The sequence below is a fragment of the Streptomyces turgidiscabies Car8 genome, from assembly GCF_000331005.1.
Classification (GTDB): domain Bacteria; phylum Actinomycetota; class Actinomycetes; order Streptomycetales; family Streptomycetaceae; genus Streptomyces; species Streptomyces turgidiscabies.
Genome location: NZ_AEJB01000257.1, coordinates 35,136 through 50,658 on the forward strand (window position 1 = coordinate 35,136; position 15,523 = coordinate 50,658).

General features: G+C 70.5%; 12 protein-coding genes. All 12 read right to left on the minus strand.

Going from position 1 to position 15,523, the window contains the following annotated elements; genetic code table 11:
- Position 1: 1 nt before the first annotated feature.
- Complete coding sequence (locus STRTUCAR8_RS16715; protein WP_006376994.1) at positions 2-538, minus strand: phage baseplate assembly protein V; 537 nt, start codon at positions 536-538, stop codon at positions 2-4.
- Positions 539-591: 53 nt separating this feature from the next.
- A complete protein-coding gene (locus STRTUCAR8_RS16720; protein ID WP_006376986.1) occupies positions 592-1,731 on the minus strand; it encodes a hypothetical protein in 1,140 nt (379 codons plus the stop codon).
- The gene (locus STRTUCAR8_RS16725) at positions 1,724-2,086 is read right to left on the minus strand and encodes a LysM peptidoglycan-binding domain-containing protein (RefSeq protein WP_006376979.1); all 363 of its coding nucleotides are present in this window, start codon (positions 2,084-2,086) and stop codon (positions 1,724-1,726) included. The genes STRTUCAR8_RS16720 and STRTUCAR8_RS16725 overlap by 8 nt, the downstream gene beginning before the upstream one ends.
- 11 nt (positions 2,087-2,097) lie before the next feature.
- Complete coding sequence (locus STRTUCAR8_RS16730) at positions 2,098-2,799, minus strand: hypothetical protein (protein WP_006377005.1); 702 nt, start codon at positions 2,797-2,799, stop codon at positions 2,098-2,100.
- Positions 2,800-2,833: 34 nt separating this feature from the next.
- Entirely contained in the window at positions 2,834-3,421 is a 588-nt protein-coding gene (locus tag STRTUCAR8_RS16735) for a hypothetical protein (RefSeq protein WP_006377007.1), read from the minus strand.
- 53 nt (positions 3,422-3,474) lie between these two features.
- Positions 3,475-10,113: an eCIS core domain-containing protein gene (locus tag STRTUCAR8_RS16740; RefSeq protein WP_006376981.1), complete on the minus strand. Its 6,639-nt coding sequence runs from the start codon at positions 10,111-10,113 to the stop codon at positions 3,475-3,477.
- On the minus strand, positions 10,110-10,394 hold the full coding sequence (locus tag STRTUCAR8_RS16745) for a hypothetical protein (RefSeq protein ID WP_006376969.1): 285 nt from the start codon (positions 10,392-10,394) through the stop codon (positions 10,110-10,112). The genes STRTUCAR8_RS16740 and STRTUCAR8_RS16745 overlap by 4 nt, the downstream gene beginning before the upstream one ends.
- Positions 10,385-12,331, minus strand: coding sequence for an ATP-binding protein (locus tag STRTUCAR8_RS16750; RefSeq protein ID WP_006376978.1), 1,947 nt, complete (start codon positions 12,329-12,331; stop codon positions 10,385-10,387). Before STRTUCAR8_RS16750 ends, STRTUCAR8_RS16745 begins: the two co-directional genes overlap by 10 nt.
- A gap of 62 nt (positions 12,332-12,393) precedes the next feature.
- Positions 12,394-13,323 carry a Pvc16 family protein gene (locus STRTUCAR8_RS16755; protein WP_006376977.1) on the minus strand — a complete coding sequence of 310 codons (930 nt, stop codon included), beginning with the start codon at positions 13,321-13,323 and terminating at the stop codon, positions 12,394-12,396.
- Positions 13,324-13,387: 64 nt separating this feature from the next.
- The gene (locus tag STRTUCAR8_RS16760) at positions 13,388-14,143 is read right to left on the minus strand and encodes a hypothetical protein (protein ID WP_006376975.1); all 756 of its coding nucleotides are present in this window, start codon (positions 14,141-14,143) and stop codon (positions 13,388-13,390) included.
- Positions 14,136-14,930 (minus strand): T4 family baseplate hub assembly chaperone, encoded by a 795-nt coding sequence (locus STRTUCAR8_RS16765; RefSeq protein WP_006376968.1) that lies wholly within the window; start codon positions 14,928-14,930, stop codon positions 14,136-14,138. Before STRTUCAR8_RS16765 ends, STRTUCAR8_RS16760 begins: the two co-directional genes overlap by 8 nt.
- 44 nt (positions 14,931-14,974) lie before the next feature.
- Positions 14,975-15,499 carry a phage tail protein gene (locus tag STRTUCAR8_RS16770; protein ID WP_006376990.1) on the minus strand — a complete coding sequence of 175 codons (525 nt, stop codon included), beginning with the start codon at positions 15,497-15,499 and terminating at the stop codon, positions 14,975-14,977.
- Positions 15,500-15,523: the final 24 nt, after the last annotated feature.

The window sequence follows — 15,523 nt, forward strand, 5'->3', positions numbered from 1 at the left end:
TCTATCGCTTCGAGAGCACGGTCAACTGGCCCTCGTTGATGGTCACTTGGTCACCACTCAGCAGGACCTCGGCGCCCGCGCCGTTGGCGATGACGATGGCTCCCTGGGTGATGCGGATGTAGGCGCCGCCCTGGGCCTGGAGGAGGATCCCCTGCTCGACGCCGGGCGTGTCGTTCATGACGAGCTTGTGCGCGAGGGGCGTCTGCACGACGACCGGCTTGTTGGCCGCGTTGGCCTCCAGCTCGCGGCGCGCGTCGGGCGGCAGTTCGTCGGCGGTGCCCCACCAACAGCCGGTCCAGATCGGGAAACTGGGGTCCCCCTGCTCGAACTCGACCCACACCCCCGCCCCCTCCTTCGGCACCACGAAGTGGCCGGACTCGGGCCCGGTGAACGGCAGACAGGGCAGCGCCCACGTCGACGGCTCGTCACCGAGGACGTCCGGAACCTCGACGGTGAGTCGTCCGATGCGCAGCGGGTCGTTGTTGTCGACGACCCGGCCGCGGAACTTGCCGAGGTAGCGATTGCTGGGTGCCGCCATGCTGAACTGCTCCTGGTCTGTGGTCTGTGGTCTGTTACGGGCGGGCGGCCGGGTCAGGGCCGGACGTAGTCGCTCTGCGCCTCCAGTCCCTCCCTGGAGAGGGTGAAGTTCTGCTGGTACGAGCCCGGGCGCAGGTTGTGGGTGACGGACTTGACGAAGTAGTCGCCGTCGTACGCCCGTCCCGAGCCGCGTACGCCGACGAGCTGGCGGGGCTGCAGGATGTAGCCGTGCCGGTTGACGTCGAGCGAGCCCGAGCCGGAGACGACGTCGGCGGAGACAGCGGCGCGGGCCAGCAACTCGGCCTCCGCCTCCGCCCGTTGCTGTTTGGCGGTGCCGGTCAGGGTGCGGCGCTTGAGGGCCGGGGTGGGACGTTTGCCCAGCGGCGGGCGCAGGGGGCTGATCGGCGGCTGGGGCAGCAGCGTCGACAGCCTGGTCCCCGGGTCCTGCCAGCGGGCCTGCGGCTCCTCGCGCGCCGTCCCGTCGTAGGCGAAGGTCAGCTGGTCCACGGTGGAGTTGGAGTCCATGTTGACGTTGAGGGCGTGCTGCCGGATGCCAAGGCGCACCTCGGGCCCCCAACGGGCGGACGACTGACCGGGGTTGGGCCCGGGCTCCAGATAGAAGGTGTAGCCGTTGGCGCGGGCGAGTTCGGTGACGTACTGGAGGTCGGTGCCGGTCTGGTAGTGGACGCGAAGGTCCTGGTGCGGTGGCTGGGCGATCTTCTCCGTGTACACGTCGGGCCGGATGCCGTAGTCGGAGTACTGGCGCAGGATGGCGAGGACGCGCTCGGAGGGCGCGAGGTTGGGGTAGCGGGCGGTGCGTTCCTCCAGGTCGAGGAGGAGGGTCAGGTCTTCGCCGGTGAGGGTGAGGGTGGAGTGGCCGGGCTGGTTGCTGGCGCCGACCTCGTGCCGGACGATCAGTCCGTCGAACAGCACATCGGGGGTGCCTCTGACGGCGACGGTCACGATGAGGCGGGTCTTGGGGTCGAAGAATCCCTCGGGCAGGAGCCGCCGGCTGATGATGCCGTTCTTGGTGAGGTCGAAGGCAAGCTGGAATCCGCTGCGTTCACCGGCGGTCGCGGTGATCTGGGCGGACAGCAGGGCCTGGGTGACCTCGGCGGGCACGGGCTGGACGAGCTTGGGCCCCATGAGAAGCGTGATGTGAACGGGGCCCTGCCCCACGGGCAGATCAAACACGCCGGTCACCTCGCGGGAGCCCGCCGAGGGTGGGTATGCCGATGACGCGACCGGCTTCTTCGGTCAACTCCCGTGGGTCGAGTACGGGGTTGGCGTCGGCGATCTGCCACCACTGGGCGGGGTCGCCGAAGTAACGCTGGGCGAGAAGGTCTGGGCGCTCGCCGGCGCCGACGGTGTGGGGGTGTGTGTCGTCGTGGAGAGGAGGCAGCAACCGCCGCTTGGCGTAACGGACTTCGGTCCCGTCGGCCTGACGGTGCACCCCGATCTCGGCGTCGTGGTACCGACTGGTGCGCGGATAGGGGTGAGCGCCCGGAATGGCGTCCAGGGCGTTCTCGTACGGTTCGATGTCGGCCATGGTGGTCTCCCTCAGCCCCTTCCACTGAACGCGCCGACGCCGACGCCGATGCCGCCGAGCCCGAGCGCCCCGAGGCTTCCGCCCCGGGCGGCAGCGGCGAGCTGTTCCTTCTGCGCGAGGTGTGCCATGTACAGGTCGGCACCTCTGTGCCCGGCGGGCAGATCGCTGACGGTGAGGATCTTCATGCCGATACCGAGGGAGGCCCGGATCGGATTGAGGTTCACGTCGAACGCGGATTCGTTGACGGACAACTCGGTCAGCCGAACGGGCATGACACGCTTGCTCCCCCAGGTGAACAGGGTCAACGGCATCTCGATCGGACTGATCTCGATGGTCCCGCTCTGCGCGAGCCGGGCCGCCGCGCGAAGTTGGGCGGTGGTGGGCTGCACGAGCATTTCGAGGGTGGCGAGTTGGGGGTGGATACCGTCGGGCGCGGCGATCTCGAACTGGTCGGTGGCATCGATCTCGGCGGTGAACTTCCAGGTCTCCTGCGCGGGCCCCTTGAGCCGCAGAGCCTCGTTCTTGTCCCCACCCCCGGCCCCACCACCACCTCCGGAGTCGGCGCTGTCGCCGGCGGTCTGGGGGGCGAGGCTGCGCTCCAGGGTGTCCGGGTTGAACTGGAGGACGATGATGCGCTGGGGGGTGCCGGTGTCGGGGTTGACGACGACTATTCCGGAGCGGATGGGTTTGGGGATGTCTGGGTAGCGGGTCACTGCCGTTTCTCCGATCGAATACTGGCTGCGGACGTCAAATCCCTTCCACCCTTTGCGAGTCGAAGCCCGCGAGAACTGCGGCCGCGTCGCCACGCAGCTTCTCCTCCGAGTCGTTCTGCTTAGTGACTTCGAGCAGGGGGCGGTACTGCGGCCAAGGTGAATACGCTGTGGCCCACACCGCGGCTTCCCGAACCCATTTGTCGGGGCTTGCGAATGCGTCCCTGATCCGGGTGAAGAAGTCCTCGTCGTAACGGTCGGGGGCACCGAGACCAGCCCGGATCACCGCCCTGGCACGATTCAGTGAGTCTCGGGCCTCATCAATAGACGTCAAGAGCGCCCTGCGCTCCACAGGCATGAGCTCGTAGTGAATGACACTCAAAACCTGCTTGAACATCTCCCGATTTTCGCTCACCAGTACGATGTACGCGTTGGACGAGACGGGGTCCTCGGTGTAAGTGAGGGAGGTTCCGGGCCCGATGGCCCAAAGGATCTGACGAACACCGTCCTCGGTGACCTCCTCGACGCGCAGCCATTCCTGCTCCTCGGCAAGTTCCTCCACCGCCTCGTCCTGTGGCGAGCTGCCCAGGACCAGACGGTCCGACTGATGCTGAGTCGAATTCACGGTCTTACCCCTTGCGGTTGCTGCCCCTGGCATGAAGATGATCGACTGAGACACTATGACATCCCATAGACCCTCCGTATCCGCGCCCTTATCTGCTCGAAGATCTGCTGCTCTATCTTCTGAGCGTCCTGCTCCGTGTCCACAGTCAGGTTGCCGGTGTACCTGATCCATTGCTGGATGGCCCGGATTTCACGATCCATCATCTCTCTGCCAAACCTTCCGCCGGGACCCTGCTCGGTTCCCCTTCCCTGCCCCGCACGCCCGAGATACCGGTTCAGTTGGTTGGCAGCGGGGACAGCACCACCCCTGTACGCCGTATTACCGCGCCTGTTCGTGTACTCCTCCCGAGTCAGCGCCATAGGCATGCCTGTCAGCGCATCCGCGAAGTTCTGTCCGGCTTGGGCCGACTGGAACGTCATGGCGGCGGTGGCCACGGCAGACGGGTTCCGGTGACCTTCCTGTACAACCGTCAGCACGGCCAGGAAGGAGGCGATTTCACTGTTCTCACGACTCGCGCGTTTACCCCGGAGATACTTGATGACATCGCGCGCGACGGACTCTCCTTGACCGCTGGCTTCGACCACCTTGCCGATCGTTTCATAGTCGAGCTGATCCCTCACTTCCTTGCCGCCCCGCAACATCTTCACAATTTTATTGGTGAGCGATTTCCCGAACGCACCCTGCTGCCGGGCCACACCAGCGCGTTCGAACTCCACGCCGGTCACCGAACCGTTCACTTCGAGGGGAGCAGGCTGGTCCGCGAAAGCCAGAATTTCTTTCTTGCCGGGACCCGCGAAACTCATCTTGCGAGCAAAGGAGAGGACTGCGGGCATCCTGACTCGCGTAGGGATGGAATAGGTGGGAATTTCCCGAGTGTTCCCCTGCTCATCTCGTGAACCGGCTGTCGGCTCCATCTCTCTGATGCGACCAGAGGTTCCTCTCGTCGAGTTCTCCTCCACGATCTCCTCAGAGATGCGACGCAGTTCGATCAGCAGGCGATCCCGATCCACCTCGACACCGTCCTGGACCTGAACCTGAGGATTCAGCCTGGCGTCGATCGTGAAGCGGCCAGCGCCCGACCGGGCCAAGCCGGTGAGCCGATACCAGACGCGCATAGCTGCGAGGGCAGCCCGCAGAGGAGCGTCAGGGACTCCCCGCTTGAGCAAGGCAGTCACACGAGGCCGGAGACGCGCGACGATCTTCGCAAGCCGTGCCTCCTTCGACTCCTTGGACTTCTCCTCCTTCTTCCGCCGGTCCTGGGCCCGCCTCTTCTGCTCCTGCTGGCGCCTCTTGTCGTCGCGCAGCCGGTCCTTCTTCTTTCTGAAGGCGTCCCGCAGCTTCGACGCGCCGCTCTTCAGCGCCTTGCCGACCTTGGTCTTCTTCAGCTTGTTGCCGAGGGTCTTGGCCGCGTTGCCGACCTTCTTCAGGGCGGACTTGACCGCCCCCTTGGCCTTCGCGAGGGCCTTGCCCGCCGGAGACTTGGGCTTCCTCGGCTTGGTCGGCTTGGGGCCCTCGATCTCCTTCTTCTTCTTGGCGGCGGGATCGGGGGACTTGTCCTTCGACGGAGACTGATCCTTCTCCCTGGCCGGGCTCTGGTCCCTGTCAGGCGTCCTGTCCTTCGACGGATCCTGGTCCGGAGCCCTGTCCTTGGCCGGCCCCGCCGTCCCGTCCTTCGGCTTCGCCGCCGCAGGCTCCTGCTTCGCAGGCCCCTTGGGCGTAGCCATGTCCTTCGGCTTCACCGGGGACTTCGGACCCGGTGAAGGCGCCCCCTTCGGCCTCGGCGCGACCGCCGGTTCACGCACCTTCTGCGTAGCGTTCCGCAGCGCCCCCCGCGCCTTGTTGACCGCCGAACCCGCCGCCGACCGTGCTCCCTTGCCGGTCCTCTTCAGGCCGTCCATGATCTTCTGGGACATGGCCTTGAGCCGCTTGCCCACTCCCTTCGTCGCCGAAGAGAGCCTGATCATCAGGAAGTTGGCGATGAAGTCGAGCAGGGCCACCACCCCCGCCGCGACCGCCTCCGCGAACAGGCACGCCGCCGGGCCCGCCTTCACCGCCTTCAGGTAGGCCCAGAACTTCGAGAAGGCCGACAGGATCGAGCTGATGCTCTGCCAGGCCGCCATCAGGCCCTGGACGATCGTGAGGATCGCACCCGCCGCCGGGACGATCATCGAGACGACCTTCTCGATCACCAGCGACGCGATCATCATCGGCAGGGACGCGATGATCGCGTCCCACGCCATCCTGCCGATCTGCTTGAGTGAGACACAGCCCTTGACCAGGACGTCGACGACCGCCTTGCCTAGGCCCAGGATGCCCTCGACCTTGGTGTCGAACCACCGTTTGACGCCCACCTTGATGGCGCCCCACAGATGGTCCGAGATGCCGGTCTTGGCCGAGCTGCCCGCCTTCGAGATCCAGCCGCCCGGGTCGGGGGCGATGTCCGCCACCAGGGCCGCGAACTTGCCCAGCGCCTCGATCGCCGCCTGGGCGAACTTGATCGCGCCCTCGATGATGGACTGGAAGGCCTTGATGGCCGCCTTGACCCCGGCTTCCAGTACGTCCAGCAGCGCGTTCAACCCTGCTGCCAGCGCGTCGAGCAGCGCGTTGACGGCCTTCTTCAGGCCGTCCGCCAACTCGTTGACCTTCGCGATGGCGGCGTCCCGCATGCCTTCGATCGCATCGCGGAACCTGTCGCGCAGTTCCGGGAACGCCGCGAGCAGCACATCGCCGATCGCGATCAGGACGTCGGCGAGCGCGTTGATCGCCGCGACGGCCAGATCGCGGACGAAGTCGATCGCCGCGTTGGCCCACTCCTTGAACTTGTCGATGATGCCGTTGACGAGGGCGCGAGCGGCCTCGAAGACCTTCGTGACCGCTTCGAGCAGGCCCTTGAAGAAGTCGCCCACCTTGTCGGCGACCCAGCCGAGGAAGCCGCCGGACGGCTTCTTCTCCGCCTTCTTCTTCTCGGCCTCCTTCTCGGCGTTCTCGCGCTCGGTGTCGATCTGCGCGTTGTCCCTGTCCTTGCGCTCGCCGACCTCCTTGTCCTTGTCGTCGCGCGCCTTGACGATCTCCTTGTTCTTGGTGCCGTGCTCCTCCTCGGACTTCTGGTCCGCGTCCTCGATCTTCTTGTCCTGCTCGGCCCGCCAGTCCTCGCGCTGAGCCTGTGTCTCCCGGGCGACCCTGCCTCGTTCGCCGGTCTGCTTCTCGGTGTTCCGGTCGACCTCGCGGTCGATCTCGGCCTGTTTCTCCTGCTTGGCCTGCTGCTCGCCCTGCTTCTGCGCCTGCTCCGTGGCCGCGAGGTCACCCTGGGCCTGACCGGCGGCGCCCTGGATCTCGGAACCCTTCTCCTGCTTGGCGACGGCGCCTACGCCGGCCTTGGGCGCGGAGAGTGCCTTGAGACCGCCGCCCTTGCCGCGCCCGCCACCGGAGGCCTTGCCGGTGAGTTGCTCCTTGGGCGCATCGGGGAAGATCTGGTCCTCGCCCAGGGACTTCGCCGCGTCGTCGCGGCCGGTCCGCTGGATGTCGGACTGCTTCTCTTTCAGGGCTTTCTGCTGGTCGTCCGTACGGGTCGGGTCGCTGGCGCCCTCAAGGCGGATCTTCGGCGCGGGGCCGACCGTCTTGTTCTCCAGTGCGGGGTCGTGCGTCGGTACGGCATCGGCCGCCGCCTCCACGCTCTGCGCCTCGGCGCCGCTGAGCCCTTCGGCGGGCACGGCGGGGGCCGGCGGCGGCGGAGCGGTCGGCTTGGCGCCCGCTGCCTTCTCGCTGCCCTTGGCCTTCTGCTTCTCGCCCTGGTCTTCCGGGCCGAGCCTTTCCACCTTGCCGGTGACGGGGGCTGCCGCTGGGGCGGCCTCGGGCGGTGCCGAACGTGTCTCGGGCGCGCCCGAAGGCCGTTCCCGGGTGGGCGCGTTGGCGTCGAGCCGCCGCTGTTCCTCGCCGACCTTCCGGTCCGCGGCCTTGTCGACGCCGGGCATGGCGGCGGCCGCCTGGTCGGGCGCCAGCTTGCTCACGGTCTGTACGGCAGACTTCGGGTCCTGCCCCGAGACGTCCGGCGGCTCCTGCTCCTTCTCCTCGGGGGCCGCCTCCCCACCGCCCCCGCAACTCCCCTTGCCGCCGTCATCCTTCTCCGCCGCGGGTTCGGGCGGCGCGCAGCCGCCGCCGTCCTTCTCCAGGGACGCCTCGGGCTGCGGGGTTCCGCCCTCCGCGTTCTGGCCGGGTGCCCCGGTTTGCTCGGCGGCCGGGCTCACCGCCGCCTGCGCGGCGGACGGCGCGGCGCCGGGTCCGGCGGCGGTCGTCGGCCCGCTCCGTTCGGCACCGCCCACCGGTCCGCGCGGCACCGCGCCGGGCCCGGTCTCCTTGGGGATGCGGCTCTTGGCCGGGGGCGCCTCACGCTCGGACCTGGGCGGTTCGGCTCCGCGCCGGGCGGCGGGCGAGGGGTCGAGGTCCTCGACAGCGGTCCTGGGTGTCTGCGCGCCGGCGGGCCGGGACACGGCGGCCGAGAGGGTACTCGTGGTGGCCGCCGCCGGGCTCGCCGTGGCCGGTGACGGGCCCCCGGTCGCCGCCGCCGAGCCGGATGCCGACCGCGCCTCCGCCTTCGTACGCTCCTGCTGGTCGTTCTTCTCGTCCTGCGCGTCCCTGGCGTCGGGCCGCTCGTCGGCGCCGTCCGCCCCGGCCTCCCCCGAGTCGTCGGAGTCGCCGGGGGCCTTGGTCTGTTCGTTCTCCTGCTGCTGTCCGGGGTCGGGCTTCTCGGCCTCGGGCTCGGGCCGCTCCCTGTCCTCGGTGGCAGGGTCCGGGCCGACCTCCTGGTCGAGGGGCTTCTCGGTCTCCTGGAGGTCCTGGGTGCCGCGGTCCTGAGCCTGGGCGGCGGGTCCGTTCTCGGGCTGCGGCGCCTCACCCTCGACGGGACCCTCGTCCTGGCCGGGGGCCTTCGGTTCGGGGCCGGCGCCGGCCTCGTCGTCCCGCTCCTGTTCCTGCTTCTCCCGCTCCTGCTCGATCTTCTCCGCCTTCGTCGGCGGCGGCGTCGGGAAGGAGGGCGGCGACGGTTCGGCGGCCCCCGGCCGGAGCTGGTCCGCGGTCGGTACGGCGGACAGGTCGAGGTCGGTCTCGGGCAGATGGTCCTCGGGCCTGATCGCGGGGCCGCCCAGGGCGCCGGGCGCGTGCGGGCCCTCGTCCTCGCCGCCGGCGATGTCCCGGTCGGCGCCCGCTTCGAGGCCGAGCGGCTGCTCCTCCTCGCGCGGATCGACCTCGGCGTCCCCGTGCTCGTCCTGCTCGTTCAAGCCGTGTTCGGACAGGGCGGAGTCGGGCTGCTCGGCCCGCTCGTCCACCTTCTCCGGGCGTACGGGTCCGGGGCGGCCCTGCTGCTTCGGGTCGAGCTCCGCGCGCCTGGCGCCGGCGGCCGGCTGGGTCTGCCGGTCCTTGCGCCCGCGCTTGTCGGCGCCGGGGGCGTTGGCCTGCTCGGGGTCGGCCTCCTCACGCTCGCGCTGTTCCCTGCGTTCCTCCTTGGCCTCCTCCACGCCCTGCCGCTGCCCCTGGGCGCGCTGGTCGGCGGCCTCGTCGGTGCGCTCGCGGCCTGCGGCGGCCTTCTCGTCCTCCTGCCGTTGCTCCCGCGCGGCCTGCTGCCGGGAGGCGTTGCGCTCGTCCTCCTGCTCCGCACGGCGGGCGGCCTCCTGGTCCTCGGAGGCGGCGTCCGAGCGCGCCCGGCTGCGGTCGCTGCCGTTCTTCTCGTCACGGGCCCTGGCGTCGTGCTGTTCCTCGCGTGAGTCGGCTGCCCGCTTGTCCCGGGAGCCACGGCCGGACTCCTGCTTGTGCTGCCACTGGACGCGTTCGACCCCGAGTTCGTCGAAGAGGTCGATCTCGGGCAGCGGTACCTCGGCGGGCTGAAGTTCCAACAAACCGGGGCCGTCGGCCTGTTCGGCGATGTCGAGGAGACGCTCGTACTCGGGGGTGAGCAGCCGATCTTCCAGCCGCTCGATGACGGCGTCTTCCAACTGCTCGGACATACGGCCCAGTTGGAGCCGTACCCGGCCGGAGGCGTCGGCGGGGTCGCCGCGCAGCGAGCGCAGTACGCCGCCCGCGAGCCGGTCCACGAGTGTGGCGGGGTCGACAGCCTCGGCTCGCATCCGGTCGGCGTCCACGGTGGCGTACCGCAGCCAGCCCGGGGTGGCCTGCCCCTCCTGGACCGTGGAGGCCGCAGAGGTCTCAGCTGCCTCGGGGGCGGAGTCCTTCGAGTCCACCAGCTCCCGTGCCGCCGACTCCGCCTCCCGTTCGATCGCCTGCTGCGGCAGGCTCACCGCGCCCAGCTCGCGCCCGGCCCGCAGGGTGCCCAGGCCGTGCGGGTTCTGCACGGTGTGCAGGAGTTCGTGGGCGAGCAGGCGCTGTCCGTCCGCCGTGCCGGGGCGGTAGGCGCCCTCGCGGAAGAGGATGTCCTGGCCGATGGCGACGGCGTCCGCCCCGAGCAGCTCCGTCAGCTGCCCGGCGTCACGGTCCGTGTGCAGCCGTACGCGGCTCAGGTCGTGGCCGAGCTGTTCCTCCAACTCCCTTCGCACGCCGGGGTCGAGGGGCTGTCCGGCGCCGCTGACGATGCTTCTCGGCTCGGGCGTACGGGACTTGGCGCCCCGTTCCTTGCGCCTGCGTCGGCGCTGTTCCGCGGCCGACTGCTCCGAACGGGCGTCCTGGGACTGTGCGTTGCCGTTCACCGGGTCACCTCCCCCTGCCCGCTGAGCCCCTGGTGCACGGCGCGTGCCAGTTCCTGCCCGAGGCGGCGCGCGGACAGGCCGGCGGGCAGCGGCGGCAGCCCGGTCAGCGCGTCGACGCCCACCGCGCCGTCGGCCGCGAGTGGCACGCCGTACTCCCGTACCAGGCGGGTGAGTTCATGCTCGAAGGCCGCCGAGACCCGCTCGGCATCCGCCCGGAACCCGTCGAGCACGAGTTCCCCGATGTCCAGCCGTATCGCCGAGGGCTCCCTGTTCACACCCATCCGCGGACCTCCGTCGGCGTCAGGGAGCGCTCCAGCTTGAGGTACTCGGTGCGGGCCGCCGCGAGCATGTGCCGCATCTGGAGGCGGTCGCCCTCCTCGGCCGCGAGGAACGCGCCGGACAGGGCGATGTTGCGGATCGAGCCGCCCGCGACGGTGAGTTGGGCGAGGAGGGCCGAGTCGATGTCCTTCACCGGGGCCTGCGGGGGCAGGACCCGGCGCCAGATCTCGGCGCGTTCGTGTTCCGCCGGGAAGGGGAAGTCGACGACGAAGCGGATGCGCCGCAGGAAGGCGGTGTCCAGGGCCTTCTTCATGTTGGTGGTGAGGATGGCGAGGCCCCGGTAGGCCTCCATGCGCATCAGCAGATAGCTGACTTCGAGGTTGGCGTACCGGTCGTGGCTGTCCTTGACCTCGCTGCGCTTGCCGAAGAGGGCGTCGGCCTCGTCGAACAGGAGGAGTGCGCCGCCGCGTTCGGCGGCGTCGAAGACCCGGCGCAGGTTCTTCTCGGTCTCCCCGATGTACTTGCTGACGACCTGGGAGAGGTCGACGACGAACAGGTCGAGGCCCAGTTCCTTCGCCATGACCTCGGCGGCCAGCGTCTTGCCGGTGCCGGAGCCGCCCGCGAAGAGGGCTGTGACGCCGAGCCCCCGGCGCAGCGTCGCGGCGAATCCCCATTCCTGGTGGACGGTCGGCCGCCGGCGCACATGCGCGACGATCTCGCGCAGCACACTCGTCTGCCGTTCGTGCAGCACGAGGTCGCCCCAGGCCGCCTCGGGTTCGATCCGCCGCCCCAGCTCGTCCATGCCGACCCGGGCCTCGTCCAGCCCGGCCCGCCAGGCGAGTTCGGCCGCGTCCAGGTCGTCCTCGCCGGGCAGATCACGCCGTACGGCCGATGCCGCCGCCCGCACCACATGCGGGGGCAGCTGGAACTGTGCCACCAGGGACCGGAGTTCACCTTCGGCCAGGTCGGCGACGTCGTCGAACGCGTCTGCCCAGAGGGCGAGTTGCTCCTCCTCGTCGAGCCGGGGGACAGTCACCCGGGTGCCGTGCGGGCGGTCCGTGCGCAGCGGGTCCTCGCTCGACACCACGACGGGTACGGCGGCCCCGGCGAGGAACGCCTCCGTCGCCGTCCGCTGGTCGCGGTCCAGCTCGCCCACATCGACGAGGAGCGCGGCGGGCAGCAGGATCGCCTCGCGCTGCCAGAGCCGGGCGAAGCGGTCCCGTTCGGCGGGGTCGCCGGGGATGTCCTCGGCGCTCAGCGAGTACAGCCCGAGCCCGGCGCGGGCCGCCGCGGCGGCGCCGATGTCGGCGCGGCTGCGCAGATCACCGCCGGTCACCTCGACGAGCAGTGGCGCGTCGGGGCTCGCCCCGGTCGCCCAGCCGGCCGCGACCCGGCTCGCGGCCAGGTCGTACGAGGGCGGCAGCCGGTCCGGCACGCTCGCTCGGCGCAGCTGGCCGTGCAGCCGGGCGTCGAGGTAGGGCGAGCCCAGCAGGAAGTGCAGGATGCGTTCGTCGAGGCGGAGCCTGGAGGTCGTCAGCCTGGACTCGTCGTCCAGCTCGGTGATCCGCCAGCGGCGCAGCGGCGCCACCGGGGTGAGCGCGCTCCAGTGCGGCTCGGCGAGCGCGGCGAGGGCGAGCGAGAAGGTCGGGTACGTCCGCTCCCGGTCACCGCAGGCGGCGGCGCAGCGGGCGGCGGCGGTCGGCTCCAACTCCTGGGCGGCGGTGAGGAGTACGAGGTCCCGCTCGAAGGGGGTGAGACCGAAGCAGGTGACGAGGGCGTCGAGGGGCGCGGTGACGGGACCGGCGGCCACGGGCGTGCTGTCGGGGCGCGGGACCTCGACGGGCCCTGTCCCCTCTCCGGCGTGCGCCGCGTGTGCGTCGACACGGGCGAGCACACGCCGGATCTCCGCCGTCAGCGTCGCCGGACCCGTGGCGTTCACGCCCGTCCCCTCTGGTTTCCCCATGTCGTCAGCTGCCCCCGCTCGTTGTCCGCACCCGGCCGTCAGCTCTCGGTGTTCGCAGGCTTGTCGGGATTGTCGGGCTTGTCTGCCCTGTCCGGAGCGGCGGTCGCGCGCTTGCCCGCGCCGCCGCGCGAGCCCGGCTCCGCCGCCTTCGCCGGCCGGGCTGCCTTGCGCGTGCGGGCCGGCGTCACCTTCGCCGGTACCTTCACCACGGCTTTCCTGGCAGGCGCCTTCGCCGCGGCCTTTCCGGGCCCGGACGACGGTTGCGATTCCGGCCCCGGCTCTGGTTCCGCGTCCGAACTACCGCCGTGGGCACTCTCGTTCACGGGTAGCGCCCGTCCGCCCGGCGCGGGTGCTCCCGGCGCCCCGAAGGGCAGCACGCGCACATCGGACCGCTGGACCGGCTTCGCCGCGACCGGCGATTCGCGTCCCTCGATGAGGACGAGGGCGGCCTGGTAGACGACCGACAGCGAGTAGGGCGTCTGGTAGAGCATTCCCCAGAGCTTCGACGTCTCGTCGACGTCCATCACCGTCGGTGTGAAGCGGACGCGCTGCGCCGATTCCAGGAGGTCGCTGCCCGCCAGGTACGGCTTCTCACCGGCCTGTTCGATGACGTCCTTGGGCAGGATCGGTATCTCGTGCAGGGTGCGGACGACCATGCCGATCAGTCGCTGCCCGACCAGTTCGTTCTCCTCGCCGTACGCGCTGATCAGGTAGTGCAGGTCCAGCGCGGCGGCGGGCCTCTTGACCAGCGTGCCGTCGGCGGCGCGGGTCGGCAGGTCGTTGTTGCGCTGCGAGGTGTTGGGCGTGACCTGGTACAGGAAGACATGGATGGTCGGTTCGCCGGACGGCTCGGTCGGCGGCTTGCGTGTCTCGACCGTGACGGCCGCGTCGAACTCCGGCCCCAGGTTGTTCTCGATCAGGGCGGCGAGGGCCTGGGTGACGTGGGCGATGGCAAGTGCGTTGCTCATGACGTCTGTTCCTCGGTCCCTGCTGCTCGTCCGACTGCTTCTTCCGCCGGCCGCGTCGCGCGGTTCACTCGCGCCCCCGGGCCAGGTAGTCCGCGAGGCTCACGGTCGCTCCGGGTCGCTCGGCAGCCGTCGTACGCCGACGGGTACCTCCCGTGGGCGCCGCCGCCGTCACTTCGAGCCGCCCGATCCGTACCTCGACCACCTGCTCGGGCGTCCGTCCGGGCCGTCGTGCGGTGGCCTGCCGTACGGCTTCGCGTGCCGCGGTCGTGTCCGCGGCGCTGGGTCGCGGGACCCCGGACATGGCGGCGCGGGAAGCGGTGTCCAGGGCCGAGGTGCTGGACGTGGGCACCGCGCTCCGGGTGGAGTCGTCCTCGGGGCGCCGACCGCCCGCCGTGCGGCGCGGGGGTCCGGTGGCCGGTCGGGGGCCGGGGAGCAGTGGCGTGACCGGCCGCAGCAGGGGCCCTTCGGGGTCGGCGGTGCGCGGCGCGGGTTCGGTGGGCCGGCCGTCGTGCACCCGTTCCGTGTGTACGACGGTCCGCTCCCGTTCCGGGACCGGGCGGGCCCCGGACGCCACCGGGTGCGGACGGTCCGGGCGGGATACGCCGACGACCGGGGCCGCGGCGGGCCACAACGGGCCCTGGCCGTCCGGTTCGGGGGCCGTGGCCCGTACCGCCTCGACCCGTTCGAACGGCCCGGGCAGCCGGGGCCGCACCCGGGACGCGCCCGAGACGGCTCCGGCGGTGTGCCGGGCGATGAGGCGGTCGAGGAAGTCGGGCTCGGGCAGGCTTGATCGCCCGCTTCCCGCAGGGGAGTCAGACATCCGCACACAGCTCCAGGTAGTAGCGGCGGCGCAGCGGGCTGAGCGCCAGGATCTCCGGCTCGCTCCAGCCGTACGCGGTGGCGAGCAGATGGACGTCGAGGAGCACGTCCCGTGCCCAGGCGTCCAGTTCGGTCCACAGGTAGGAGGCGATGTCGAGTTCGGCCCGGGTCGCCGCCCCGCACTCCGGGCAGGCAACGTTCAGCGCCAGGTCGGCGCCCGGGTCGGCCGCCTCGACGGCTTCGGCGATCCGGCGCTGCACAGCGACGGGCAGGTCCGTCGCGGACACGACGTCACCGTCGTGCGCCGCCGACACGAGGCACCGCGCGAGCAGCGCCCCACGCGGATCCGCCGCCCGGCCCGCCTCAGCGAGATCGGCAACCCCGGGCACCCGGAACACGACGTCCCAGCCACCCTCCCGAACCCGCACAACAGAACGCCCCAGCCCGGCCGAAGCCACCCCTCCGCTCCCGGTCGGCGGCCCGTCCGCTGAGCCCGTCGGCCCCTCCCGCCCGCCCAGCGACCGCGCCAACTCCCCCGCGTCCAGCTCGAACTCCATGTCCTCGCCGCACGCAGAGCACGCGAGCCGTACCTGCATGCGCTCGCCGAACAGCGAGCGGCGCAGCGCGAACAGGTCCGCCTCGCGCTCGCCCACCGGAAGCTGTGGCAGCCTCCCGGTGTCGACGTCCGGACGTGCCGTGCGGTGCAGCAGCAGCGCACGCCCGACCGGCGCCTCGGCGAGGCCCGCCTCCCAGGCGGCCAGCAGTCCGGCCGCCGAGGTGATCGCCATACCGTCCCCCCGATTCGATCAGCTCTCGATCAACTACCGTCGATTCAGGCCGGGTTCAGGAACGACGGTTCCTGCGGCTCGGGCACCTCGTAGTCCCGCTCCCAGCCCTCGCACTCCAACTTGAGCGACTGGATGGCCACCGCGTTGGCGTTGGCGTCGAGTTCGCCGAGGACCTGGTACTCGCTGGGCCAGGTCCGGTAGAGCTTGTGCGAGACGGCGACCTGACCGGCCTCGTTGAGGACCTGGATGACGATGTCCTTGCGGAAGTCCGCGAGGGACACCTCGGAGCCGAGGCCCGCCCCGATCTGCCAGACCTTGTTGGCCCAGCGGTCGAACTCGGGGTCGTGGGTGACCCCGCGCTCCAGGGTGATGCCCTCGAACTCGGAGCGTCCCGGCGACTTGCGCGGGGAGGAGGGGTCGCCGCCGTGGCGGTGCTTGACGACCTCCGTGGTCCGCTTGAGCGGACTGATCTTGCTGATGCCGGCGACCGTACGACCGTCCCACAGGACCAGGAACTTGAAGTTCTTGTACGGGTCGAAGCGCTGGGCGTTGACCGTGAACTCAGCCATCGGATTCCTTCAACTCTCCACGAT

What these genes read in the sequence shown, in the direction of transcription:
- STRTUCAR8_RS16715 (WP_006376994.1), bottom strand. Translation starts at nt 538, where the DNA reads ATGGCGGCACCCAGCAATCGCTACCTCGGCAAGTTCCGCGGCCGGGTC.
- STRTUCAR8_RS16765 (WP_006376968.1), bottom strand. Translation starts at nt 14,930, where the DNA reads ATGGCGATCACCTCGGCGGCCGGACTGCTGGCCGCCTGGGAGGCGGGC.
- STRTUCAR8_RS16725 (WP_006376979.1), bottom strand. Translation starts at nt 2,086, where the DNA reads ATGGCCGACATCGAACCGTACGAGAACGCCCTGGACGCCATTCCGGGC.
- STRTUCAR8_RS16755 (WP_006376977.1), bottom strand. Translation starts at nt 13,323, where the DNA reads ATGAGCAACGCACTTGCCATCGCCCACGTCACCCAGGCCCTCGCCGCC.
- STRTUCAR8_RS16770 (WP_006376990.1), bottom strand. Translation starts at nt 15,499, where the DNA reads ATGGCTGAGTTCACGGTCAACGCCCAGCGCTTCGACCCGTACAAGAAC.
- STRTUCAR8_RS16760 (WP_006376975.1), bottom strand. Translation starts at nt 14,143, where the DNA reads ATGTCTGACTCCCCTGCGGGAAGCGGGCGATCAAGCCTGCCCGAGCCC.
- STRTUCAR8_RS16745 (WP_006376969.1), bottom strand. Translation starts at nt 10,394, where the DNA reads ATGGGTGTGAACAGGGAGCCCTCGGCGATACGGCTGGACATCGGGGAA.